The following is a 24,402-nucleotide window of genomic DNA, read 5'->3' as shown; positions in this document are numbered from 1 at the left end:
CCATTCTGTGGCATCAATGCGTCAAACCCGCAATCGCCTTGGCAAAATCGTCGGCCTCGAACGGCTCCAGATCGTCGACGCCTTCGCCGACCCCGATGAAATAGACCGGCAGCTTGTGCTTCGCCGCAATCGCCACGAGGATGCCACCGCGAGCGGTGCCATCGAGCTTGGTCATGATGAGACCGCTGACGCCGGCGACGTTGCGGAATATCTCGACCTGGCTCAGCGCGTTCTGACCGGTCGTGGCATCGAGGGTCTGCAGCACCGTATGCGGCGCCTCGGGATCGAGTTTGCCGAGCACGCGGACGATCTTCTCGAGTTCCGCCATCAACTCTGTGCGGTTCTGGAGACGACCGGCGGTATCGATGATCAGCACATCCGATTTCTTCGCCTTGGCCTGCTCGTAAGCATCATAGGCAAGCCCCGCGGCATCGGCCCCGAGCTTTGTGCCGATGAAATCGGAGCCGGTGCGTTCCGCCCAGATCTTGAGCTGCTCGATTGCCGCAGCGCGGAACGTATCGCCGGCGGCGAGCGTGATCTTGAGGCCGGCGCCCGACAGTTTCGCGGCGAGCTTGCCGATCGTCGTCGTCTTGCCGGTTCCGTTCACCCCGACCACCAGGATGACATGAGGCTTGTGCGAAAGATCAAGTTGCAGCGGCTTGGCGACCGGCGAAAGCACCTTCGAGATTTCCGCCGCCATGATGCGCGAGACGTCCTCGCCCGTCACGTCCTTGCCATAACGCTCCGAGGAGAGCGCACCGGTAACGCGCATTGCCGTCTCGACCCCGAGATCCGCCTGAATAAGCAGATCTTCCAGCTCTTCCAGCGTGTCCTCGTCCAGCTTGCGCTTGGTGAAGAGCGCGGTGATCTGGCCTGTGAGCTGCGAGGACGTACGCGCAAGTCCGGCGCGCAACCGCTGGAACCAAGAAAGTTTCGGCGCGGGTGTGGCGGGAGCCTGCGCGGGCTCCGAGCGAGACGTAGAGAAGCCTTTGGGAAGGACGGGTGTCTCCCTAGCCTCACCTTCTGAAGAAACACCCCCCTCTGTCCTGCCGGCCCCCTCAAGGGGGGAGACTGGCTGAACAGGGTCGTCCCGCTTTGTATCAAAAGCTGGGCTGTTTAAGTCACGAGAATGAGGCTCTTCCGAATACGGCTCCTCATCCTCCAGGCGATCTTCCCTCTTGAGGGGGAGATGTCCCGGAGGGACAGAGGGGGGTACTTCGGTGGACCCAATGTCCTCCTCAGATTCGGCTTCCGCCTCCAGCAGAGAAAGCGGCACCATGCCGATCTCAGGTGCATTCTCGATCCCCGGAAGGATCGCAGACGGCTCGTCTCCAGCATCATCGGCGAGGCCGGCATCCTCAGGAGCCACGTCGTCCGCGGATCCACCCGCGGTTTCCATCTCAGTCGGAGAAACGAGGTCGACCGGTGATACCGGCAATTCTTCCTGGCGCAGCTGCGGCTCGAGTTCCGCCTCGACCGTATCCGGGCTCTCCGGCTTTATGCCTTCCTGCGCCTGTTCCTCGATCGGCTTTTCCCTGCCGAACGTGAAGACCTTCTTGATGAAGCTCAATGCCATGAAAAACCTGTTCCGGTTACGCTGCGAGCGCAGGCGCGACCTGCATTTCCAGATGCTTGCCGTTATGGCCGGTAATCACCACGCGCCTGAAGTCGCGTGGTGGAAGGCCGGGTGCTGCCACCAGCGAGAAGTTTTCGGTATGCGCAAGACCATTATTTTCCACCAGGATCATCTGGTGCGTTCCGACCATGCTGTCGAGATGGGCCCGATGCAGAGCCTCGCCCCGCGCCCTGAGCCGCGCCGCGCGCTGCTTCACCAGCACCCGGTCGACCTGCGGCATCCGCGCCGCCGGCGTTCCGGGCCGCGGGCTATAGGGGAAGACGTGCAGGAAGGAGATGCCGGCCTCTTCCGCAAGCGTGGCGGCATTCTCGAACATCTCTTCCGTCTCGGTTGGAAAACCGGCGATCATGTCCGCGCCGAAGACGATATCCGGGCGCAACCGCCGCGCCTGTTCGGTGAAGGCAAGCGCCTCCGCGCGGGAATGGCGGCGCTTCATTCGCTTCAGGATCAGGTCGTCTCCATGCTGTAGCGACAGATGAAGATGCGGCATGAAGCGCGGCTCGTCGGCGATGAGATCCCACAAATGCCTGTCCGCCTCGATACTGTCGATCGACGACAGCCTCAATCTGAGAATATCGGGTAACTGCTTCAGCAGCGTCTTGGCAAGATATCCCAATGATGGCTGTCCCGGCAGATCAGCGCCATAGCTGGTGGCATCGATGCCCGTCAGCACGATCTCGCGATAACCGCCTTCAACAAGCCTGCGCGCCTGTTTCACCACCGCGCCCATCGGAACCGAGCGGGAATTTCCGCGTCCATAGGGAATGATGCAGAAGGTGCAACGATGGTCGCAGCCGTTCTGCACCTGGATGAAGGCCCGCACATGCCCATCGATATGCTTCACCATCTGCGGTGCAGTGGCCCTGACGCTCATGATGTCGTTGACACGAAGCTTCTCTTCCGCCGAGACGCCGAAATCCGGAAGACCACGATAGGAGGCGCTCCTCAGCTTTTCCTCGTTTCCGAGCACGGCATCCACTTCCGCCATATCGGCAAAGCTTTGCTTTTCCGTCTGCGCCGCGCAGCCGGAGACGATGATGCGCGCGTGCGGGTTCTCCCGGCGGGCGCGGCGGATTGCCTGGCGCGCCTGACGCACCGCCTCGCCGGTCACGGCGCAGGTATTGACCAGAATGGCATTGTTGAGGCCGGCCTTTTCCGCCTCGGCCCGCATCACTTCGGATTCATAGGTATTGAGGCGACAGCCGAAGGTGATGACCTCGACGCCGCTCAATTGACCCGAGCCTCCGGCTCTTCATCGCGCGTGAAAGTACCCGTCTCGGGATCGAGCTTGCCGGACCATTCCCACTCGGCCGGGCCGGTCATGACAACGTGATCGTCGTCCCGCCATTGGATGATAAGCGGTTGGCGAACCGGGCTCGACGCGACGTCGATCGTGACCCGTCGGCCGGTGCGGCCCGTGCGCGCGGCGGAAACCGCGGCGGCACATGCGGCCGAACCGCAGGCAAGCGTCAACCCCGCACCGCGTTCCCAGGTGCGGGTGCGCAGCGTGTCTTCCGACGTGACCTGGGCGAGTGTGATATTCGCCTTTTCCGGAAACATCGGATGGTTTTCGAGAAGCGGGCCGAAGCGCTCGAGATCGAAGCCCATGGGATCGCTCGTTACCCAGAAGATCGCATGCGGATTGCCCATCGACATGGCGGAGGGCGAATGGAGGACCGGATCGTCAATCGGACCGATCTGCAGCTCGATGCGGCTGGTATCGAAGAACTCTTCGGCGAGCGGAATACGGTTCCACTCGAAGACGGGCCTGCCCATGTCGACCGAGATCATTCCATCCTCGTGCTCGACCGCATTGAGGATCCCGGCGACCGTCTGAAAGGTGAAGACCTTGCGGCCAGTTTCGGCGGCGAGAGCCTGAACCACGCAGCGCGTTCCGTTGCCGCAGGCCTGAGCCTTCGTACCATCGGAATTCAGGATGTCGATCCAGGCATCCGTGCCGGCAACCTTCGGATCATGGATCGCCATGATCTGGTCGAACTGGGTGGCCGCGACGGCATTGAGCGCGATCGCCGCCTCCGGCGTCACCATATCGGTGCGGCCGCGCATGTCGACGACCAGGATCTTGTTGCCAAGCCCGTTCATCTTCGCGAATTCGACCGTTGTGCTCATGGGGTCAGTTCCGTCTGCAGTTTCGGCCCTATATGGCGGAAATGCGTTGGAAATACCAGTGGGAGTGGAGGAAAGCGACCGCGACCTCCGCAAAGACTGGACCTCGCGATCGCCTGCCTCATATTTAAGAATGATTGCAACTATCTGGCACTTTACGCCGGTTAGGAGCATTCTTGTCTTTCGGACGCGTGCTTTTGGCTAGGGGAGGATCGCCGATGCGCTGCTTCACGGTACTGGGACCGTCACAGACGGGCAAATCGACACTCGTTGAGAAACTGGCCTCGCTGGAAGGCCCTCCTAAAAAATCAAGCTCTCCCTACAATCTGAACCTCCTCGAATTCCAATTCATCGGCGAGACGTGGTGCGCGCTTGATACGCCCGGCGCCAACGAAGCGCTTGCGGTCGCGCAGGATGCACTGCTGGCGAGCGATGCGTGCGTTCTCTGCGTCTCGCCTTCTCCCGACGATGCCGTGCTGGCAGCACCCTATCTTCGCGCTATCGAAGCTTCGGGCACTCCGTGCATCCTCTTCGTCAACCGGATGGATGAACCCCGCGGGCGCCTGCGTGACGTGATCGCCGCGCTGCAGGCCTATTCGAACCATCCGCTCGTTCTCCGGCAGGTGCCGATCCGCGAAGGCGACAAGGTTGTCGGAAGTTGCGACCTGATCTCGGAACGAGCCTGGCGTTACCGGGAAGGTCAGCCTTCCGCGCTGATCGAACTGCCCCAACACACCGTCGAGCGCGAACATGAAGCGCGCGCGGAGATGTTGGAGCAGCTCTCCGAATTCGACGATTGGCTGCTGGAAGAACTGGTCGAGGACCGCGAGCCCGCAAGCGATACCCTGTTTGCCCTTGCCTCCCGTATATTGAAGGAAAATCGGGTCATCCCAGTCATGTTCGGCGCGGCCTCTCATGCCAATGGCGCCATGCGCCTGATGAAAGCGCTCCGCCACGAAGCGCCGCCGGTCGCCGCCTTGCAGGCCCGCCTTGCCTCCGGACTGGAAGGTGAAAAGCTTTCCGCCGTGAGCTTCCACGCGTTTCATCGGGCGAATGTCGGGAAAACGGTTCTTATCCGTTCGCTTGTCGAGGGGCTGAAACAGGGGGGCCCACTCGGCGGCGCCGGGCTGGGACCGATCCAGGAAAACGGCAATGGCAAATTGGTCGGCCAAACCGGCTCCGTCTTCGCAGCGGTCAAATCCGACCATATTCCCGTTCCCTCGCTCCTGACGCCCGGCCAAGCAATCGCACCACCCGATTGGGCGACCCCGCCGACCCCGATGTTGGAACGAATACTGGTTCCAAGCAGCGAGCGTGATGAGGCTAAATTGTCTGCGACGTTGGCGAAACTCACGGAAACCGATCGCGGCCTCAAGGTCATGCAGGAAGAAGGCACCGGCGCGATGCTGATCTGCGCGCAGGGTCCGGTGCATCTGCGCGAGCTTCGTAAGATGCTTTCGGAGGTTTTCCGGGTCGAGGTGAGCGAGCGCGCGCCCAACCCCGTCTATCGGGAAACCATTTCAAAGCCGTCCAACGTGCACTACCGCCATCGCAAGCAGACCGGCGGCGCGGGCCAGTTCGCCGATGTTCATCTAAGCGTCAGGCCGAACGACCGCGGCCAGGGCTTCGCGTTCAAGGAGACCGTCAAGGGCGGCACGGTGCCGCGAAACTACATACCGGCCGTGGAGGCCGGCGCCCGCGAGGCGATGGAAAAGGGGCCTCTGGGCTTTCAGGTCATCGATATCGACGTGACCTTGACCGATGGACAATATCACTCCGTCGACAGTTCCGACTTCGCCTTCCGCGCTGCCGCGAAGATGGGCGTGCGCCAGGCCTTGTCCGAGGCCTCGGCTGTGCTGATGCAGCCAGTGATCCGGGTCGAGATCCATATCCCTTCGATCTTCTCGGGCGGCATGGTGACCCTCGTCTCATCGCTCAAAGGACAGGTACTCGGCTTCGATCGAGACGAAAACGCAAAAGGATGGGATATCTTCCGGGCGCTTGTTCCCGGCGGAGCACTTGAGGAACTGGCGCGATCGTTGCGTTCCGCCACACAAGGCATTGGCTACTATTCAAAGGCCTTCGACCATTTCGAGGAGCTCTACGGCAAGGAGGCGGACGCCATCATCAATGCCCACGGCTCCGGGCTGCGTTCAGCTTGAAGAAGGGGCTGCGGGAAATGCCGCTGGCACTTCGAAGACCTCGCCCGGCCGCATGGGGCGGAACCGTTCGCGAGAGATATTACGCGCATCGAGCGCCGCTTGAAGTGCGGCCACGGGCTCCTCGATACCCTCGTCGGTGAGCTTGAACGTGCCCCAGTGATGGCCCGCGACGAAAGTTGCCTCGCAGGCGAGCATACCTTCCACAGCCTCTTCCGGGTTCTGGTGCTGCGCGCGCATGAACCAGCGCGGCTCATAAGCGCCGAAGGGAAGATTGGCGAGCCGGAAAGGCCCATGCTTTTCCCGCGCCGCCCGATAGTTGATGCCCTGGTGAAAGCCCGTATCGCCGATATGATAGATCTTGCCCGCGGGCGTTTCGACGACGAAAGCGGCCCAGAGCGCCATGCGCCGGTCGCCCAGACCCCGCGCCGACCAGTGATGGCAGGGCTCGCAATGGAGTTTCACTCCGGGCGCCATCTCGATGGCATCACCCCAATCCACAACCGTAATCTTCGCATCGGCCACTCGGCTGCGAATGATCGCGTCGTTTCCGAACGGGGTGACGAAGTGCGGCTTGTCGCGGCCCTGCAATACCCAGAGAGTTTCCAGATCCAGATGGTCGTAATGATTATGTGTGACGATCACCACGTCGATCGGCGGCAGGTCGCCCATGCGGACGCCGGGTGGATTGATGCGCTTCGGGCCGGCGAAGCGGAAGGGGCTTGCCCGCTCGTCCCAGACCGGATCAGTCAAGATGTTGAGACCCGCCACCTGGATCAGCATCGAAGCATGACCAATCATGGTGACCACGATACGGCTGCCCTCCACTCGCGTTTCCGGGACAGCTTGCGGAAACGGGCTCGGAAAGCTCTCCGGCCAGGCAATGTTGCCGCCGCCGAGCTTCCAGCGCAGCAGGTTGAAAAAGCCGCTCGGCTCCTCCCCATTGGGATTGAAGAAGAGTTTTCCGTCGAAATGATCGGAGATGGGACCGGAATAATACTTGTTGGCTGCCATGGCGCCTCTCGCGGTAAAGCCACCCGCGATCGCCACGAGCGCACCGATGCCTGTCCATTTTAAGAATGAGCGACGCTTCATACCGAATGTTTATGAGTTGCGGTGAAACCGTTCAATAGCGCATCCATCACATAGATGTGTCGCCACATCCTCGCCCAATACCGATTGCATAATGCAATCAGATAAAGGAGGGATGACATGAACAACGCAATAACCGCCAGGAAACTTTATGAGCATTACATCGCCAACCGGAAGGATCTCGCGGATCGGTTGCTGACCGAAACCTTCACCTTCTCGAGCCCGCGCGATGACCGTATAGACAAACTCAGCTATTTCGACCGCTGCTGGCCGCAGTCTCCTGTATTTCGGGAAATCGTCATCGAGCGGATATTCGAGAGCGGAGATGAAGTGGTCGTCGGCTACCGGGCCGAGAAAATCGATGGCGGCGCATTTCGCAATCTGGAGCTCTTCCGTTTCGAGGACGACAGGATAAGCTCGGTCGAGGTCTATTTCGGACGGGACGCTTGAACTCCGGTTCGGCAAGCCTTGACTTTGGCTGCTTTTTCCTGTTTAAGCCCGGCGATCTGCTGACAAGTCGAGAACTTGAAGCCGCCGACCGGGACCCGCAAAGGTATAAAGAGATCCCGGAGGTCAACACCCGACAGCGCGTCGCGCCCTCGGGTGCTTTTTGGCTTTGCGTCTTGTTTTTGTCGCGGAAGCACCCGACGTTTCCGATAACCCGGAAGCGAAGAAGGAAGAAACGATGTTCGAAAACCTCCAGGACCGTCTTGGTTCCATCCTCAGTGGACTGACCGGCCGTGGCGCGCTCTCGGAAGCCGATGTTTCCGCAGCCCTGCGCGAGGTTCGCCGTGCCCTGCTCGAGGCCGACGTGGCGCTGGAAGTCGTCCGCTCCTTCACCGACAAGGTGCGCGAAAAAGCCGTTGGCGCTGAAGTCCTGAAGTCGATCAAACCCGGCCAGATGGTCGTCAAGATCGTCCATGACGAACTGATCGAGATGCTGGGTTCCGAAGGCGTCGGCATCGACCTGCATGCGGCAGCCCCCGTCGTCATCATGATGGTCGGTCTGCAAGGCTCGGGTAAGACGACCACGACCGGCAAGATCGCCAAACGGCTGACCGAGCGCGAGAAGAAGAAGGTGCTGATGGCGTCGCTCGATACGCGTCGCCCGGCAGCCCAGGAACAACTCCGCCAGCTTGGCGTTCAGACCGGCGTCGACACGCTGCCGATCATTGCCGGCCAGTCGCCGACCGATATCGCCGCGCGCGCCGTACAGGCTGCAAAGCTCGGCGGCCACGACGTCGTGATCCTCGATACCGCCGGCCGCACGCATATCGACGAGCCGTTGATGGCGGAGATGGCGGAGATCAAGCGGAAGTCCAATCCGCATGAAATCCTGCTCGTTGCCGATAGCCTGACCGGTCAGGACGCCGTCAATCTGGCCCGCAATTTCGACGAGCGCGTCGGCATTACCGGCCTCGTGCTGACCCGCATGGACGGCGATGGCCGCGGCGGCGCAGCTCTTTCGATGCGCGCCGTCACCGGCAAGCCGATCAAGCTGATCGGTACCGGCGAAAAGATGACGGAGATGGAGGAATTCCATCCCCGCCGCATCGCCGACCGCATTCTCGGCATGGGCGACATTGTTTCGTTGGTCGAGAGGGCCGCCGAGAACATCGACGCGGAAAAGGCCGCGGCGATGGCCAAGAAGATGCAGTCGGGCAAGTTCGACCTGAACGACCTCGCCGATCAGTTGCGCCAGATGAAGTCGCTGGGCGGCATGGGCGGAATCATGGGCATGATGCCGGGCATGGCCGGCATGAAGGACAAGCTTGCTGCCTCCGGCATGAACGACAAGATGTTCGATCGCCAGATCGCCATCATTTCCTCGATGACAAAGGCCGAGCGCGCCAATCCGGACATGCTGAAACATTCCCGCAAGAAGCGCATCGCCGCCGGTTCCGGCACGGATGCGGCGGAGATCAACAAGCTTCTGAAAATGCACCGCCAGATGGCCGACATGATGAAAATGATGGGCGGCAAGGGCAAGGGTGGCATGATGAAGCAGATGATGGGCGGCCTTGCCTCGAAGATGGGTCTTGGTGGCATGGGCGGGATGGGCGGCATGCCGGACCTTTCCAAGCTGGACCCCAAGCAGATCGAAGCTTTGCAGAAGCAGGCGGAAGCGGCGGGCATCAAGCCCGGCTCCATGCCCGGCCTGCCGGGCGGCGGCCTTCCGGGCCTCGGCGGCGGCACGCTGCCTGGTCTCGGCGGTGGCTTTCCAGGTCTTCCAGGCCTGCCGAAGAAGAAGTGAGGAGGGATTTGGATGGTTGACCCCGAGGTGAAGGCCCGGCTTTCGAGCTATCGCCAGTCGATCGACAACATCGATGCGGCGCTCGTGCACATGCTGGCAGAGCGTTTTCGCTGCACCAAGGAAGTTGGTCTCTTGAAGGCCAAGCACGATTTGCCGCCGGCCGACCCGGCGCGCGAGGAATACCAGATCGAACGCCTTCGCCAATTGGCGAAGGAAGCTCATCTGGACCCGGACTTTGCTGAGAAGTTCCTGAACTTCATCATCAGGGAAGTGATCCGGCATCATGAAGCGATCGCCGCCGAGCATGGCGGCAACACGACCGCCTGATGGCGGCCCAGAGAAAACCCAAGGAGTAAATTGAAATGGCCCTTAAAATTCGTCTCGCCCGCGGCGGCTCCAAGAAGCGTCCGTACTACCACGTCGTCGTTGCCGACGCCCGCAGCCCGCGCGACGGCCGCTTCCTCGAAAAGCTCGGTTCCTGGAACCCGATGCTGGCCAAGGAAGATGCAAAGCGCGTTGAACTGGACGCCGATCGCATCAAGCATTGGCTCGACAACGGCGCGCAGCCGACCGACCGCGTTCTGCGCTTCCTCGCGGAAGCCGGCATCGCTCAGCGCGACGTCCGCAGCAACCCGGAAAAGGCAAAGCCGGGCAAGAAGGCCCAGGAACGCGCCGCCGAGCGTGCTCAGCGCGAGGAAGACGCCAAGGCCGCAGCAGCCGAAGCCGCAGCGGAATAATTTCAGCGTTCCGGCATTTTCGACGGGTGGCATGGCAACATGCCGCCCGTTTTGCTGTTTGCTTTTGATCGCGCGGAGCTTAAATGAAGCGACACAACGAGATGAAGACCCGCATGACGAAGCTTGAGAACCCCATTCTGATGGCGACGATCGGAGCACCCCAGGGCCTGAGGGGAGAAGTGCGCGTGCGGTCCTATGCAGCCGATCCCATGGCGCTTGGCGACTACGGCAATCTCCACAGCGAAGACGGCCGGGTTTTCGAAATCCTTGAGATCCGCGAAGGCAAGAACGTCGTGATCATCCGCTTCCGCGGCATCAATGACAGGAATGCGGCCGAAGCCTTGAATGGGCTGGAACTCTTCATAGAACGCGACAACCTGCCCGACGAGGAGTTGGACGAGGACGAGTTCTACTACGCCGATCTCGAAGGACTGGAAGTGGTCGATCGCGACGGCAAGAGTTATGGAACCGTCAGCGCCATCTTCGACTTCGGTGCCGGCGACCTCCTGGAGCTGAAAGGCGCCGGCCGTCGCCCGGCCCTCATCCCCTTTTCGGAAGCCGCGGTGTTGGAAATCGACCTTGAGGGAGGAAAAATCCTGATCGATCCGCAGGCCGCCGGCTTGACCGAAGAGCCTGATGAGGGCGGTCCGGGAAAGAGCTTCCGCCGCAAGGGCAGTTAAGGCCCATGGTTTTCCGCGCGACGATACTGACGCTTTATCCCGAAATGTTTCCCGGTCATCTTGGCCATTCTCTGGCCGGAAAAGCGCTGGAGCGCGGCCAGTGGTCCCTCGAAACGGTGCAGATCAGGGACTTCGCCGAGGACAAGCATCGAACGGTGGATGATACACCGGCCGGCGGTGGTGCCGGGATGGTGCTGAAACCGGATGTCCTTGCTAGAGCCATCGATCATGCTTCGAAGGACGACAACCGCCCGCGTCTGCTGATGAGCCCACGCGGAAAGCCGCTGACGCAGGCAAGGGTGCGAGAATTGGCGGCGGCCGGCGGCGCAGTTATCGTCTGCGGTCGGTTCGAGGGGGTCGACCAGCGGGTGATCGACGCTCGCGGTCTCGAAGAAGTTTCGATCGGTGACTACGTCCTTTCGGGCGGAGAGCCCGCCGCGCTGACCCTGCTCGACGCCGTTGTGCGCATTCTGCCCGGCGTCATGGGCAACGCGCTTTCCGGCACTCATGAGAGCTTCGAGAACGGGCTTCTCGAGCACCCGCACTATACCCGTCCGCAAGTCTTCGAAGGCCGGGAAATACCCGCCGTGCTGACCTCCGGAAACCATGCGGCGATCGAAAGATGGCGGCATGAGCAGGCGCAGCGGCTGACGGAGGAGCGCCGTCCCGACCTTCTTGCCGATCAGCCCGTCACGAAATAGTAGACGGTGAGCGCCGTGCCGACGGCAACCACACACCAGCGCAACACAGCCTGCGGAACCCGCCTCGCCATCCAGACGCCCGCATAGCCTCCAAGAGCGCCAGCGGGAATCATCACGATCGCCTCAGGCCAGGCGATCACCCCGCCGCCGACGAAGATGACGATCGCCACCGCCGCGATCAGCATCGAGAGGAGATTCTTGAGCGCGTTGAGATGGTGATAGCTGCCACCCGTGGTGAGGCCGAGCACCGCCAGCATCATGATGCCCATGCCGGCGCCGAAAAAGCCGCCATAGATAGCGGTCGGAAGCTGCGCTGCCACGCTCGGCAGCGAATTGGCGGGGCGCTCGGCGGATGCTTTCGGTTTCAGCCACGGACCGGCAGCGAACACCGCCGTGGCGGCAGCCAGGAGCCACGGCACGATGGCGCGGAAAGACGGATTGTCGAGCGACAGGAGCAGCAGCGATCCGCCGATGGCTCCGATCACCGAAACGACCGCCAGGGCAAGCGCGCTGCGCCAGCGGCTGGATATCTCGTCCCAATAGGCGAGCGTCGACGTGACGTAACCCGGAAACTGCACGATGGAGGATGTGGCATTGGCCGAAATCGGCGGTATGCCGCCAAGCGTCATGGCTCCGAACGTCAGGAATGTGCCGCCGCCGGCAATGGCATTGACTGCGCCGGAAAGGAAGCCGGCGACGAACAGGAATACTATAGAGGCAAGGGTCATCAGCGGATTCGAAACTGGGAGCTTTTACGGGAAAAACGAGAACGGGCGGGAAAGGAGGATGCTCGCTTGAGTCGACGGGCATCCTCCTGATCGAGAATCAGGCGAAGGCGGGTTTGTGGCGCGCGCCCGCCCTCAACATGAAATACACGGCGCCACCGATAGCCACGCCGAAGAACCATCCATAGGTCCCCCACCAGGCCGGCAATATGGTGGTGAAGGTCGGCAGGATGGAGGAAAAAAGCGCGCCGACTGCAAAGGCGATGAAGGCATTGCCGTGCCAGCCTTTCTGGAAGCGGAACTCGCCATCTTCGTGGTAAAGCGCCTCTACGTTGAGCTGGCTCTTTCGGATGAGATAGTAGTCGACCATCATGATCCCGAAGATCGGCCCCATCGTGGAACCGATGAAGTTGACGAAATGCGCCGCACCCGTTTCCCATGGCGCGAACGGATAGAGCGCGAGCGCGATCAGCGCGGCGATGTATCCGCCCCGCTTGAAGGAGATCTGGCGCGGGAAGACATTCGCGAAGTCGAATGCCGGCGAAACGAAGTTCGCCACGACATTGATGCCGAGCGTCGCCACCGCGAAAGTGAGCGCGGCGAGCAGGGCCAGGAACCAGCTATCGAATTTCGCCGAAATCTGATCCGGATGCAGCAGGACTTCGCCGTAGACGGCATAGGCGGCCGTGGTGGTGACACCGGCAACCAGGCAGAAGGCCAGAAGATTGATCGGCAGCCCCCAGAGGTTGCCCTTCCGCAAAGTCTTCTCATCCTTTGCATAACGCGAAAAATCGCAGAAATTCAGATAGAGCGCCGCAAAATAGGTAATCCAGGTCGCCGCGACGGCTGCAAGCGCAGCGAATGACCCCGGCTCTCCGGGTACGCCCGCGTCCTTGGTCTTTTCGATAAGAACATCCCGCGGAATTTCGGAGCCGAATGAGAAGGTGCCGGATTTCACGAGCAGGTAGACTGCGAGGATCAGCATCATGATCCAGACAGCCGGGCCCGCCCAATCCTGGAATTTGCGGACGGTTTCCATGCCGCGCTGGATAATCAGCAACTGCAGCGCCCATACGATCACATAGCAGATCACTTCGAGCGTCGAATGGCCGAGCATGTGACTGCTCTGGTGGAATGCGAGCAGGCTTTCGTTCCGGATGAGCAGCGCGACGATGGCGCCCGAGGCGGCCGCGGTTTGCGCACCGTACCAGAAGCAGGCGACGACTGCGCGAACGAGTGCCGGTGCGTTGGCCCCGAACGTGCCGAAGGAAGCGCGCGCGAGCACCGGGAACGGCACGCCGGTGCGCACGCCGGCATTACCCACCAGGCTCATGAGGACGAAGATCACCAGCGAACCGATGCCGATCGCGATGACGAAATTCACAAAGCTGCCGCAGAGCAGGAACAGGCTCGCCGCGAGATAATAGCCCCAAAGGCTATGGACGTCGGACGTCCAGACGTTGAAAATGCTGAAAGCGCCCCACCTCCGCTCCTCGGCGGGCGCAAGATCCTCGTTGTACAACGAGGGCGACGGATTGCTGACCGACATGATATATCCCCTCCCATGCCTTCCCTGGAGCCACAGGCTCCGCAGCAAGTCTGCTGCTTATCTCGGCATTTGACAAATTGTTAATCACGCCATGCACAGCCTTCGTCTTTGCTATCTTGCCCGTCAGGATCGAAGCCCTCGGGAATTTTTCCATTAAGGGATGACAATCGGGACTCTTTCGTGTATTGGCGCACCCGGAAATGGGAAATAATCCCGTCGACCAGCAAGCAAAGAATGGCGAATCCGCTCTGCCTGACGGCAAATCCCGAGGCTTGATCCAAGGGACATCATCGAGCGCTCTGGCTGTTTCAGAAGAACTTAGAGGTTTGACCGATGAACATAATCCAGGAATTGGAAGCCGAACAGGCCGCCAAAATCGCCGCTCAGCGCACCCTTCCGGAATTCTCTCCGGGCGATACCGTCCGCGTCAACGTTCGCGTTCGCGAAGGTAACCGTACCCGCGTACAGGCCTATGAAGGCGTCTGCATCGCCCGCTCCGGCGGCGGTGTCAACGAAAGCTTCACCGTCCGCAAGATCTCCTACGGCGAAGGCGTCGAGCGCGTTTTCCCGGTCTACTCGCCGCTCGTCGAAAGCGTCGATGTCGTCCGCCGCGGTAAGGTCCGCCGCGCCAAGCTTTACTACCTGCGCGATCGTCGCGGCAAGTCGGCTCGTATCGTCGAGAACACCGGCACCCGCGCCCGCAAGCTGAACGAAGCCGAGCGCCAGGCTCTTGCCGAAGAGAAGGCACGCATCGAGGCCGAGAAGGTGGCAGCCGCCCAGGCTCTCGCCGCCGAGAAGGCTGCAGCGGAAGCAGCAGAAGCAAAGGCAGCGGCAGAAGCTGCCGAAGCAGCGAAGGCTGCGGAAGCTTCCGCCGAATAAGCGTCGAACAATCATTTTCGGAAAAGGCGGCTCTCGGGCCGCCTTTTTTGTTTCCTCTCTGCACCGCGCAAATACCGGCCTTGCCATTCGCTTTTGAAGTGTGAGACCTTTCCGCCGTCCACTTCATGAGGGATTTCCAATGCTCTCCCGACGCCCATTCCTCGCCGGTCTTGCTGCACTCCTTTTTGCGCCGCTCAGCGGCCAGGCGGCGGAGCTGCCCGATCTCGGGGGACGCACCGTGGTCGTGGTGAAGGAAAACGCCTATCCTCCGCTGCAATTCGTCGATCCCAAAAGCGGTGCTGCGATCGGCTGGGAATATGATGCGATGAACGAGATCGCCAAACGCCTCAATTTCAAACTGGAGTACCAGAACACCAGTTGGGATGCGATGATCCAGGCCGTGGCGGATGGGCAGTATGACATCGGCATGACCGGCATAACGATCAAGGACGACCGCAAGGAGAAGGTGGATTTCTCTGAACCTTACATGCGCTCGCAGCAGCTCATGCTGGTGCGCAGCGACGAGACCCGTTTTTCCGACGCCAAGAGCTTTGCCGGGTTAGAAGACGCTCTCATCGGCGCTCAGCCGGGGACAAGCCCGTTCTACACGGCGGTCTACGAAATCCTTGACGGTAATGAGCAGAACCCGCGCATCAAGCTCTTCGAGACCTTCGGAGCGACGGTGCAGGCGTTGAAAGCGGGCGATGTCGATCTGGTGCTGACGGACAGCACCGCCGGTGAAGGCTATGTGAAGGCCTCTGGCGGCACATTGAAGATCGTCGGCGAGCCGCTAGGTACGGAGGACTTCGGTTTCATCTTCAGGAAAGGGTCCGACCTCGTTGCACCGATCAACGCCGCAATCGCCGCGCTGAAGGCCAACGGCACGCTGGATAACCTGAACAGGAAGTGGTTCCTCGACTACAAGATGGGCCAGTGAGCCTCATGACGGCTTCCGGTCGGAAAGTCGCCGAACCGCAGGATTTCCCCTGGTGGCTCGCCGTCTTCGGGATGCTTTGTCTCGTGCTCGCCGGCGTGATCGCCTTCAACGAGCTTTATACGCAGGTCTTCGGTGTCGTAGCCAAGGGAATCGGGGTCACCATCGGCGTGACGCTTGCCGCCTTTTCGCTGGCGACCGTGCTTGGACTCGGCATCGCGCTCGCCGGTCTTTCCGACAATATCGTGCTCCGGCAGGCGGCGCGCTTCTATGTCGAGATGATCCGCGGCATACCGATCCTCGTTCTGCTTTTCTACATTGCGTTCGTCGGTGCACCGGTCTTCGTCACGCTCTACAATTGGGCATTAGCGCCACTGATCGACGGCGGCCTGGCGGAAAGCCTGCTCGTTCGGGATGTTTCTCTGCTTTGGCGAGCTGTGATCGCGCTGACGATCGGTTATGCCGCCTTCATCGCCGAGATATTCCGCGCAGGATTCCAGTCGGTCGACGAGGGACAAATCGAAGCGGCGAAGGCGCTTGGCCTCACCCGTTTCCAGCGCTTCCGGCTGATCGTTTTCCCTCAGGCCATGCGGGTGATCTTTCCTCCGCTCTCCAATGATTTCGTATCGATGGTGAAGGATAGTTCGCTCGTCTCCGTGCTCGGCGTCGCCGACATCACGCAGATGGCCAAGGTCTATGCAGCCGGCTCGTTCCGCTTCTTCGAGACCTATTCGATCGTCACCTATATCTACCTTCTGTTGACGATCGGGCTTTCGCTTGCCCTACGAGGTATCGAGAGGCGCTTGCGTACCAACGGCACACCCATCGCACGCGCCAAGCTCGAGAGATGATGCAGCAGCTTCAAGATTGCCGCGCTCCGGAAAAACTGCTAGAAGCTCACGCCATGGGATCGAAATTCGGATGCCTCGCGAAACAGTTCATCGTGCTACAGGATCATAAGCGCCTGCCGGCACGATTTTACGCGCGCGTATCCGGGGCGCTTTGCGACCGACTTAGCTGACTTCATTCAGCATGAGGCAGCCAGCCGCTGCCAACCTCAATCCCTTTCAGTCAGCATTACGGATAGCAGCCATGAGCGCACCCCGCACCCTCTATGACAAGATCTGGGACGACCATGTCGTCAGCCAGGACGAGAACGGAACCTGTCTTCTCTACATCGACCGTCACCTCGTTCACGAAGTGACGTCGCCGCAGGCTTTCGAAGGCTTGCGCATGGCTGGCCGCAAGGTCCGCGCGCCTGAGAAGACGCTCGCCGTCGTCGACCACAACGTTCCCACCTCGCCCGACCGGCACCTCGGAATCAAGAACGAGGAAAGCCGCATCCAAGTCGAGGCGCTCGCTCAGAACGCCAGGGATTTCGGCGTCGAATATTATTCCGAAAAGGACATCCGTCAGGGCATCGTCCATATCGTCGGGCCTGAACAAGGCTTCACCTTGCCCGGCATGACGATCGTCTGCGGTGACAGCCACACCTCCACCCACGGCGCGTTCGGCGCCCTCGCCCACGGCATCGGCACGTCGGAGGTCGAGCACGTTCTCGCGACCCAGACTCTGGTGCAGAAAAAAGCGAAGAACATGCTGGTGCGCGTCGACGGCAAGCTGCCGGAAGGCGTCACCGCCAAGGACATCATCCTCGCTATCATCGGCGCGATCGGCACCGCCGGTGGTACCGGCCACGTGATCGAATTCGCCGGCGAGGCGATTCGTTCGCTCTCCATGGAAGGCCGCATGACCGTCTGCAACATGACGATCGAAGGTGGCGCCCGCGCCGGCCTCATCGCACCGGACGAAACCACCTTCGAGTACATCAAGGACAAGCCGCGCGCTCCCAAAGGCAAGGCTTGGGACATGGCGCTCGACTACTGGAAGACGCTGCACACGGAAGAAGGCGCGCATTTCGACAAGGTCGTCGTGCTCGATGCCGCCAACCTGCCGCCAATCGTCTCCTGGGGCTCTTCGCCGGAAGACGTTATTTCAGTTCAAGGCACCGTGCCGAACCCGGACGACATCCAGGAGGAGACGAAGCGAACCTCCAAGTGGCGCGCCCTCGAATATATGGGTCTCCAGCCCGGCACTAAGATAACCGACATCGCCATCGATCGCGTCTTCATCGGCTCCTGCACCAATGGCCGTATCGAGGATCTGCGTGCCGCGGCCAAGGTCGTCGAAGGCAGGAAGGTTGCTTCCACGGTCAACGCGATGATCGTGCCGGGCTCAGGCATCGTGAAGGAGCAGGCGGAAGCCGAAGGTCTCGACAAGATCTTCAAGGAAGCCGGCTTCGAATGGCGCGAGCCGGGCTGCTCCATGTGCCTGGCGATGAACGACGACCGCCTGAAGCCGGGTGAGCGCTGCGCCTCCACCTCGAACCGCAATTTCGAGGGCCGCCAGGGCTACAAGGGCCGGACCCATCTCGTCTCGCCGGCCATGGCCGCCGCGGCCGCGATCGCCGGCCATTTCGTCGATATCCGCGACTGGAAATAGGCGGTTCACCCCAAGAAATCGAAAAGGCCGGGTACTTCCCGGCCTTTTTCATAGAACCCGCACCACGGTTCCCTTGCGCATGAAGCGGATCAACCGTCTCATATCGGCGAGGCTTACGGCAACGCAGCCCGCCGTCGGTTGGTATCCAGGCTTGATCAGGTGGAAAAAGATGGCCGACCCGCGATGGCGCCGGCGCGAGGTGATGTTCCAATCGAGCACGAGGCAGATGTCATAGAGGCCGTCCTGGCGCATCATCTCCTCATGGCTTCGTTGGAAGGGTGCCTTGACCAGGCGATTGTAGGAAGCGTGCTCGGGCTGGTCACACCACAGCATGTCCTTGCGGATTCGCCTTACCGGCAAGGGCGTGGCAAGCGATCGCACCCGGTCGCCGCGTGTGAACCCGTAAAGCAGCGGCATGGCTGCAATCGGCGTTGCACCATCCCCTTCCCGCTTGAGAATGCTGCGTCCGGAACGGCCGATCACTGCTGGAACCGTAATTCCCCCAAAGCTGACGATCGCGCGCGTGGAGCAGCGGGGAGCGGCCCGCACCGTCACGACACCGGGCGAACCCGTTGCCCTCTTTCGAAAATGCGCCATTTTTCTCACAAGTTTTTGCTTTGAAAATGATTTCGTTTGAATTCATAGCACGATGGGACTTAGATCAAGCGCCCGAACCAATTGTGCCGCTGAAAACTATCGGCTGGCGCTGAGCGAACACGCGAGACGAGAGGCAAGGACGTATGGCAGCGCGGACGATTCTGCTGGTGGACGACGACAACGATCTGCGCGAGACACTCGTGGAGCAGCTATCGCTCTATGACGAATTCAACCTCTTGCAGGAAGCCACAGCCACAAAGGCCATGGGCGCCGCAAAAGCCAGCCAGGTCGATCTCCTCATCATGGATGTCGGCCTGCCGGACATGGACGGCCGCGAAGCGGTGAAGCTGCTGCGCAAGAACGGCTTCAAGGCACCGATCATCATGCTGACCGGGCACGACACCGATTCCGACACCATTCTCGGTCTTGAGGCGGGCGCCAACGACTACATCACCAAGCCCTTCCGGTTCGCCGTGCTTCTCGCACGCATCCGGGCCCAACTCCGGCAGTACGAACAGAGTGAGGATGCAACCTTTACGGTTGGCCCCTATCTCTTCAAGCCGAGCCAGAAACTGCTCACCACCGATGACGGAAAAAAGATCCGGCTGACGGAAAAGGAGGCGGCCATCATCCGCTATCTCTATCGCGCCGGCCAAAAGGTGGTGACCCGCGATGTGCTCCTCGAAGAAGTCTGGGGCTATAATTCCGGCGTGACCACCCATACGCTCGAAACGCATGTCTACCGTCTGCGCCAGAAGATCGAGCGTGATCCTTCCAATGCCGAGATCTTGGTTACCGAAAACGGCGGCTACAAGATCGTCCCTTAAGAAGAACATCAATGGCGCTTGCCGACGATATACGCCTGATTTCCCAGGTTCCGCTCTTCCGGGGGTTGGATAGCGATCAATTGCGGCTGATCGCTTTCGGCGCTGAACGGCGGGGCGTGGCTGCGGGCCAGGAGCTTTTCCGCGAAAGATCGCCGGCGGAAAGCGCCTTTGTCGTGGCAAGCGGCCGATTCGAGCTATTGGCCGCCGGGCGCGACGGCAATCTCGTTGCCGAGAAAGTCGCCGGGCCAGGCACGCTGCTTTCGGAGCTGGCGCTCGTCACCATGGTGGAGCGCAAGTTCACCGCGATCGCCCTGGAAGATTCCGAAGCGCTGCGCATCACCCGCTCGCTTTTCCACCGTCTGCTGGAGGAATATCCCCAAGTGGGCCACGCAGTCGAAATGCGCATACGCGAAAATATCACCGGCCTCGCCAAAGCGGCTGCCGCCATGCAGCACCGCTTTCGCTGACATTCCGCTTCAGATCTTGAAGACCGCCGTGACCGGCACATGGTCGGACGGCTGGTTCCAGCCGCGCGCTTCCTTCAGCACGTCGATCCGCTCCAGGAAAGGACCGAGATCGGCGGACGACCAGATATGGTCGAGCCGGCGACCTTTGTTCGCCGCTTCCCAGTCCTTGGCGCGGTAGCTCCACCACGTATAGATCTTCTCCGGCTCCGGCGTGTATTGGCGCATCAGATCCAGCCAGCCGCCCTTGGCGATGATCTCCTTCATGCCATCGGTCTCGACAGGCGTGTGGCTGACGATCTTCAGGAGCTGCTTGTGCGACCAGACATCGTGTTCCAGGGGTGCGATGTTGAGATCCCCGACGAGGATGGAGGAGATGCCCGGCATGGCGTCGGCCTTCAGCGACTTCATCTCCTCGATGAAATCCAGCTTGTGGCCGAACTTTGGGTTGATCGTGCGATCCGGCTCGTCGCCGCCGGCGGGGACGTAGAAATTATGAAGCCTTATGCGCCGCGAACCACGTTCGAAGATCGCCGAAATGTGACGCGCATCGCCGACCCCGCAATAATTCTGCCGATGGTCTTCGTGAAGCGGCACTTTCGAGGCGATGGCTACGCCGTGATAGCCCTTTTGGCCATGAATGATGATGTGCCCGTATCCCAGGTCCTTCAGCGGCTGGAGCGGAAACTCCGGCTCCATGCACTTGATCTCCTGCAGGCAGAGAATGTCCGGCTTGTGGCGGACGAGGAACTGCTCGACGATCGGCATGCGCAGCCGCACCGAGTTGATGTTCCAGGTCGTGATAGAAAACGTCATGCACTGTCCCTCGCTTGGCCAGCGAGGTTTAGGAGATTCCACGGGCGCTGAGAAGCAAAAAGGCGGCCGCTGCGGCCGCCTTCGGGGCATGCTCCGTCAGTTGCGGCTGCGGGGGCGATGCACTTCCGCATAGGGAATGTTGAATATCTTGTCGTCAAGACCCACACCGGTCTTGACGTTGTATATCATCACCGACGTGTCCTTGTTCTGAGCATCGGTGATCGTCCACTGGCGCAGGTCGTAAGTCTTGGAATCGAACATCATCGTGATGGTCGAGTCTCCGAATATTGTCTTGTTGCCGAGAACGATCGTCGTCAGATCATCCTCCACCCGCGCGCCGCGCACCATCTGGTTCGACAGGTCGATCTTACTTGCCAGCAGCAGGCTCAGCGGCGTCTTGGAGAGCGGATAAAGGTCCCACGTCTTCAGCTTCATATTGCCGATGACGACGTTCTTGCCATCGGCGATCACCCGGATCGGCGATGGATCGTCGAAATTGAAGCGCAGCCGGCCGGGACGTTCTATGAAGAATTTACCGCCCGTCTGTTCGCCGCGGGGGCCGAATTGCACGAATTCGCCCATCATCGTCTTGACCGAGGAAAAATGGTCCGCAATGCGCTGCGCCGCTGCCGAGCCACCGGCGCCCTGGGCAAAACCGGATGCCGGCATCAGTGCCGCGGCTGCCAGACCTGCAAGACCGAGGGAAAACTGCCTGCGGCCGAGCGCGCCCGAAAGGATGGTTTTTTGGTTCTTCATTTGTATCTCCTTCCGCTGCTTCCTGCGCGTGAAAGGCGGCGGCTTGATGGCCCGGCACCCTCTTCAACAACCTGTTACCGATCCAGAATATCCGCCTCGGTCGGAACCAGAATCTCACGCTTGCCGGCGTGGTTCGCCGGTCCGATCAGCCCCTCTTTCTCCATTCGCTCGATGAGCGAGGCGGCACGGTTGTAGCCGATGCCCAGCCTGCGCTGGACGTAGGAGGTGGAAGCCTTGCCGTCGCGCAGCACGATTGCCACCGCCTGGTCATAGGGGTCGTCCGAATCCGAAAGGTTGGAAGTACCGGCAGGTCCGCCGCCGTCGCCATCCTCGTCGTCATCGGCCGTGATCGCCTCGAGATATTGGGGTGCGCCTTGAGTTTTCAAGTAGGCGACGATCTCCTCGACCTCGATGTCCGAGACGAACGGCCCATGAACGCGTTGGATGCGGCCACCGCCGGCCATATAGAGCATGTCGCCCATGCCGAGGAGCTGTTCCGCTCCCTGCTCGCCGAGGATAGTCCGGCTGTCGATCTTTGAGGTCACCTGGAAGGAGATGCGCGTCGGGAAGTTTGCCTTGATCGTGCCTGTGATCACGTCCACAGACGGGCGCTGGGTGGCCATGATGACGTGGATGCCGGCCGCACGGGCCATCTGCGCCAGACGCTGAACCGCGCCTTCGATATCCTTGCCGGCGACCATCATCAGGTCTGCCATCTCGTCGATGATGACGACGATATAGGGCATCGGCTGGAGATCGAATTCCTCCGTCTCGTAGATTGCCTCGCCGGTCTGTCGGTCGAAGCCGGTCTGCACCGTGCGGGTCAGCACCTCGCCCTTTGCGAGCGCCTGCTCCACCCGTGTGTTGAAGCCGTCGATGTTTCGCACGCCGATCTTCGACATCTTCTTGTAGCGCTCTTCCATCTCGCGGACGGTCCACTTGAGCGCAACCACTGCCTTTTTCGGATCGGTGACGACGGGAGAGAGAAGATGCGGGATGCCGTCGTAGACGGAAAGTTCGAGCATCTTCGGATCGATCATGATCAATCGGCATTTTTCCGGCGTGTAGCGGTAAAGCAGCGAGAGGATCATGGTGTTGATGGCGACCGATTTACCGGAGCCCGTCGTACCTGCGACGAGCAGGTGAGGCATCTTGGCAAGATCAGCGACCACCGGCTCTCCACCGATCGTCTTGCCGAGTGCCATAGCGAGCTTGGCCTTGCTCGCCTCGAAATCCTTGCTGCCGATCATTTCGCGCAGATAGACCGTCTCGCGCGTGCGGTTCGGCAACTCGATGCCGATCGCGTTTCGCCCGGGCACTACCGCCACGCGCGCGGCGATCGCGCTCATCGAGCGGGCGATATCGTCGGCCAGGCCGATGACGCGGGAAGACTTGATGCCGGGCGCCGGCTCCAACTCATAGAGCGTGACCACCGGACCGGGACGGACATGGATGATCTCGCCCTTGACGCCGAAATCCTCCAGCACGCCTTCCAGCATGCGGGCGTTCTGTTCCAGCGCATCGGCCGAAAGAGAAGCGTCGCGGGCAACCGCCCTCGGCTCGGCGAGCAGATGGATGGAGGGGAGCTGGAAACCGTCGGAATCGATGAAGGACGCCTGCGCCTCGCGCACCACGCGCGCGCTCGGCTTCGGCGGTGCCGCCGCAGGAGTGACACGCGACGCCATCCGTGAACCCGCTCCGACCGGCTGCGGCGCTCGCGAGGCGACGAAGGGCGCATCGTCGTCGTCGGGCAGGATACCTGCGGGACGGCGGGACATGTCCATGTCGAAGGGCGGATCGTCATCCTCGTCATCGTCGATGGACATCGCAGGGGCCGCGACCACGCGACGGGAAGCACCTACCGCAGACGAGGAACCGTCAAGCGACGGTTCAAGCCGGCGGCTGGCGGAACCCGATGCAGCCTTAGCCCGCATCGGCTCGTTCAGCGTGCCGAATTCGTCCTCATTGAAATCATAGGGCTGGTCGAAACTTACCCGCGCACGCGGCTTGATCCCCGCCAGACGGCGCAACCGGGCCTGAGCAATGTACCAATAATGGGCGAGCGCTCCGAAGGCCAGGAAACCGGCAAAGCCGCCTTCATCATCCTCGTCCTCCTCGGCCTCCTCCCGTTTTGAACGGGTCTTGGCGGCCGCGACGGGAGCCTCGTCATCTTCGCTGTCTTCGAAGGCCTCGCCGACCAGGCCGGAGGCAAAGAGCAGCAACCAGGCGGAAGGCAGCGCGAAAATAACGCCGAGGACTGTGGCAACGATACCCGTCGGATACGTGCCGACGAAGAGAGCCGGAAAGCGCAGGATCATGTCACCGATGACACCGCCGATACCGTTCGGGATCGGCCAGGTGGGCGGCGCCGGAAAACAGCCGAGCGTGGCGGCCGAAAGCAAGGTTCCACCTCCCCAGGCCGCTAGCCGCGCGGGGATACGGTCATATCTGCGACCGGAGATCAGGGCGAGCGAGAAGGCAAGTACCGGCAGAAGCGCAAGCAGGCTGGCAAGCCCGAGGAATTGCATCATAAGATCGGCGAAGGCAGCGCCCGCGAAGCCGAGCAGATTGGTCGGCGGATTATCGGTGGCGTAGGAGAAGCTCGGATCGGCGACATTCCAGGTGGCAAGTGCCGCGACGGCAAGCGCCAAGGCAATGAATAAGCCGAAGCCGGTGAGCGCCATGAGCTGGCGGATGACGAAGGCGGTCAGCACCAAGCGGGTGGACCTGGTTTCCATTGCCGCCGAACTGCTTCTGCCCATCGTGTTTGCCCGTCTGTCCCTGCCAATCGCCATCCATGCGAATCGATCGCTGGATGGCCGATTGTGCTATTTCAGCCAAGACTAAGGTGCGGGTGGTTAATGTCCCTTTAACCACGATCCGGCGCGGCAATGCAAAAAGCCCGAACCGAGGTCCGGGCTTAAGGCGACTTTTCGAACGAAAGCCGCGGCGGGCTCTCCTGCGGGG

At 61.1% G+C, this 24,402-nt stretch carries 23 protein-coding genes; 13 read left to right on the top strand and 10 right to left on the bottom strand.

Translation table 11 applies throughout. The features are described 5' to 3' along the window. Window positions 1–13 precede the first annotated feature (13 nt). From ftsY to dapF, 3 genes are read right to left on the bottom strand one after another with little or no spacing between them, the layout of a single operon-like run. Window positions 14–1,576 carry a signal recognition particle-docking protein FtsY gene (ftsY, locus tag ACE04I_RS00905; RefSeq protein WP_487206372.1) on the bottom strand — a complete coding sequence of 521 codons (1,563 nt, stop codon included), beginning with the start codon at window positions 1,574–1,576 and terminating at the stop codon, window positions 14–16. Window positions 1,577–1,592: 16 nt separating this feature from the next. Next, on the bottom strand, window positions 1,593–2,867 hold the full coding sequence (mtaB, locus tag ACE04I_RS00900; RefSeq protein ID WP_487206371.1) for a tRNA (N(6)-L-threonylcarbamoyladenosine(37)-C(2))-methylthiotransferase MtaB: 1,275 nt from the start codon (window positions 2,865–2,867) through the stop codon (window positions 1,593–1,595). Beyond that, complete coding sequence (gene dapF / locus ACE04I_RS00895) at window positions 2,864–3,766, bottom strand: diaminopimelate epimerase (RefSeq protein ID WP_487206370.1); 903 nt, start codon at window positions 3,764–3,766, stop codon at window positions 2,864–2,866. Before dapF ends, mtaB begins: the two co-directional genes overlap by 4 nt. A 215-nt stretch (window positions 3,767–3,981) precedes the next feature. Here dapF and ACE04I_RS00890 point away from each other — a divergent pair, with 215 nt between their 5' ends. Next, window positions 3,982–5,925 (top strand): elongation factor G, encoded by a 1,944-nt coding sequence (locus ACE04I_RS00890; RefSeq protein WP_487206433.1) that lies wholly within the window; start codon window positions 3,982–3,984, stop codon window positions 5,923–5,925. On the opposite strand, the gene ACE04I_RS00885 is transcribed toward ACE04I_RS00890, so the two are convergent. After that, window positions 5,917–7,017, bottom strand: a complete 1,101-nt coding sequence (locus ACE04I_RS00885) for an MBL fold metallo-hydrolase (protein ID WP_487206369.1) — start codon at window positions 7,015–7,017, stop codon at window positions 5,917–5,919. The genes ACE04I_RS00890 and ACE04I_RS00885 overlap by 9 nt on opposite strands. A 117-nt stretch (window positions 7,018–7,134) precedes the next feature. Here ACE04I_RS00885 and ACE04I_RS00880 point away from each other — a divergent pair, with 117 nt between their 5' ends. The 6 genes from ACE04I_RS00880 to trmD all read left to right on the top strand — a co-directional run bounded on the left by ACE04I_RS00880 (window position 7,135) and on the right by trmD (window position 11,386). Beyond that, complete coding sequence (locus ACE04I_RS00880) at window positions 7,135–7,464, top strand: nuclear transport factor 2 family protein (protein ID WP_487206368.1); 330 nt, start codon at window positions 7,135–7,137, stop codon at window positions 7,462–7,464. Window positions 7,465–7,699: 235 nt separating this feature from the next. Then, window positions 7,700–9,268, top strand: coding sequence for a signal recognition particle protein (gene ffh / locus ACE04I_RS00875; RefSeq protein ID WP_487206367.1), 1,569 nt, complete (start codon window positions 7,700–7,702; stop codon window positions 9,266–9,268). Between the two features lie 12 nt (window positions 9,269–9,280). Continuing rightward, window positions 9,281–9,595, top strand: a complete 315-nt coding sequence (locus ACE04I_RS00870) for a chorismate mutase (RefSeq protein ID WP_487206366.1) — start codon at window positions 9,281–9,283, stop codon at window positions 9,593–9,595. Between the two features lie 35 nt (window positions 9,596–9,630). Beyond that, window positions 9,631–10,005, top strand: a complete 375-nt coding sequence (gene rpsP, locus ACE04I_RS00865) for a 30S ribosomal protein S16 (RefSeq protein WP_046796235.1) — start codon at window positions 9,631–9,633, stop codon at window positions 10,003–10,005. A 113-nt stretch (window positions 10,006–10,118) separates the two neighbouring features. Beyond that, entirely contained in the window at window positions 10,119–10,685 is a 567-nt protein-coding gene (gene rimM / locus ACE04I_RS00860) for a ribosome maturation factor RimM (protein WP_046796234.1), read from the top strand. Window positions 10,686–10,690: 5 nt separating this feature from the next. Next, window positions 10,691–11,386, top strand: a complete 696-nt coding sequence (gene trmD, locus ACE04I_RS00855) for a tRNA (guanosine(37)-N1)-methyltransferase TrmD (RefSeq protein WP_487206365.1) — start codon at window positions 10,691–10,693, stop codon at window positions 11,384–11,386. Here the strand turns inward: trmD and ACE04I_RS00850 are convergent. Together ACE04I_RS00850 and ACE04I_RS00845 are read right to left on the bottom strand one after the other, a co-directional pair. Beyond that, window positions 11,368–12,114: a sulfite exporter TauE/SafE family protein gene (locus ACE04I_RS00850; RefSeq protein WP_487206364.1), complete on the bottom strand. Its 747-nt coding sequence runs from the start codon at window positions 12,112–12,114 to the stop codon at window positions 11,368–11,370. The genes trmD and ACE04I_RS00850 overlap by 19 nt on opposite strands. A 97-nt stretch (window positions 12,115–12,211) precedes the next feature. Continuing rightward, entirely contained in the window at window positions 12,212–13,660 is a 1,449-nt protein-coding gene (locus ACE04I_RS00845) for an NCS1 family nucleobase:cation symporter-1 (RefSeq protein ID WP_487206363.1), read from the bottom strand. Window positions 13,661–13,993: 333 nt separating this feature from the next. Between ACE04I_RS00845 and rplS the strand changes: the two genes are divergently transcribed. The 4 genes from rplS to leuC all read left to right on the top strand — a co-directional run bounded on the left by rplS (window position 13,994) and on the right by leuC (window position 17,975). Beyond that, window positions 13,994–14,539, top strand: coding sequence for a 50S ribosomal protein L19 (gene rplS / locus ACE04I_RS00840; protein WP_046796230.1), 546 nt, complete (start codon window positions 13,994–13,996; stop codon window positions 14,537–14,539). 139 nt (window positions 14,540–14,678) lie between these two features. Further along, window positions 14,679–15,476, top strand: a complete 798-nt coding sequence (locus tag ACE04I_RS00835) for a basic amino acid ABC transporter substrate-binding protein (protein ID WP_487206362.1) — start codon at window positions 14,679–14,681, stop codon at window positions 15,474–15,476. Window positions 15,477–15,481: 5 nt separating this feature from the next. Next, on the top strand, window positions 15,482–16,324 hold the full coding sequence (locus tag ACE04I_RS00830) for an amino acid ABC transporter permease (protein WP_487206432.1): 843 nt from the start codon (window positions 15,482–15,484) through the stop codon (window positions 16,322–16,324). Window positions 16,325–16,565: 241 nt separating this feature from the next. Next, window positions 16,566–17,975: a 3-isopropylmalate dehydratase large subunit gene (gene leuC / locus ACE04I_RS00825; RefSeq protein ID WP_487206361.1), complete on the top strand. Its 1,410-nt coding sequence runs from the start codon at window positions 16,566–16,568 to the stop codon at window positions 17,973–17,975. Between the two features lie 48 nt (window positions 17,976–18,023). Here leuC and ACE04I_RS00820 read toward each other — a convergent pair whose 3' ends face one another. Beyond that, on the bottom strand, window positions 18,024–18,572 hold the full coding sequence (locus tag ACE04I_RS00820; protein WP_487206360.1) for a L,D-transpeptidase family protein: 549 nt from the start codon (window positions 18,570–18,572) through the stop codon (window positions 18,024–18,026). A 143-nt stretch (window positions 18,573–18,715) separates the two neighbouring features. Between ACE04I_RS00820 and ACE04I_RS00815 the strand changes: the two genes are divergently transcribed. Beyond that, window positions 18,716–19,399, top strand: coding sequence for a response regulator transcription factor (locus ACE04I_RS00815; RefSeq protein WP_046796225.1), 684 nt, complete (start codon window positions 18,716–18,718; stop codon window positions 19,397–19,399). An 11-nt stretch (window positions 19,400–19,410) separates the two neighbouring features. Next, on the top strand, window positions 19,411–19,866 hold the full coding sequence (locus tag ACE04I_RS00810) for a cyclic nucleotide-binding domain-containing protein (RefSeq protein ID WP_046796224.1): 456 nt from the start codon (window positions 19,411–19,413) through the stop codon (window positions 19,864–19,866). Window positions 19,867–19,875: 9 nt separating this feature from the next. Here the strand turns inward: ACE04I_RS00810 and ACE04I_RS00805 are convergent, their stop codons facing one another. The 3 genes from ACE04I_RS00805 to ACE04I_RS00795 form a co-directional block, all read right to left on the bottom strand. After that, window positions 19,876–20,679, bottom strand: coding sequence for an exodeoxyribonuclease III (locus ACE04I_RS00805; RefSeq protein WP_487206359.1), 804 nt, complete (start codon window positions 20,677–20,679; stop codon window positions 19,876–19,878). A 96-nt stretch (window positions 20,680–20,775) separates the two neighbouring features. Next, on the bottom strand, window positions 20,776–21,435 hold the full coding sequence (locus ACE04I_RS00800; RefSeq protein WP_082118441.1) for an outer membrane lipoprotein carrier protein LolA: 660 nt from the start codon (window positions 21,433–21,435) through the stop codon (window positions 20,776–20,778). Between the two features lie 74 nt (window positions 21,436–21,509). Next, window positions 21,510–24,197, bottom strand: coding sequence for an FtsK/SpoIIIE family DNA translocase (locus ACE04I_RS00795; protein WP_487206358.1), 2,688 nt, complete (start codon window positions 24,195–24,197; stop codon window positions 21,510–21,512). Between the last annotated feature and the right edge of the window lie 205 nt (window positions 24,198–24,402).

It is taken from the genome of Rhizobium moroccans, from assembly GCF_057559155.1.
The sequence above is the reverse complement of the archived record's forward strand: the minus strand, read 5'-3'. Positions and strand labels throughout refer to the sequence as shown.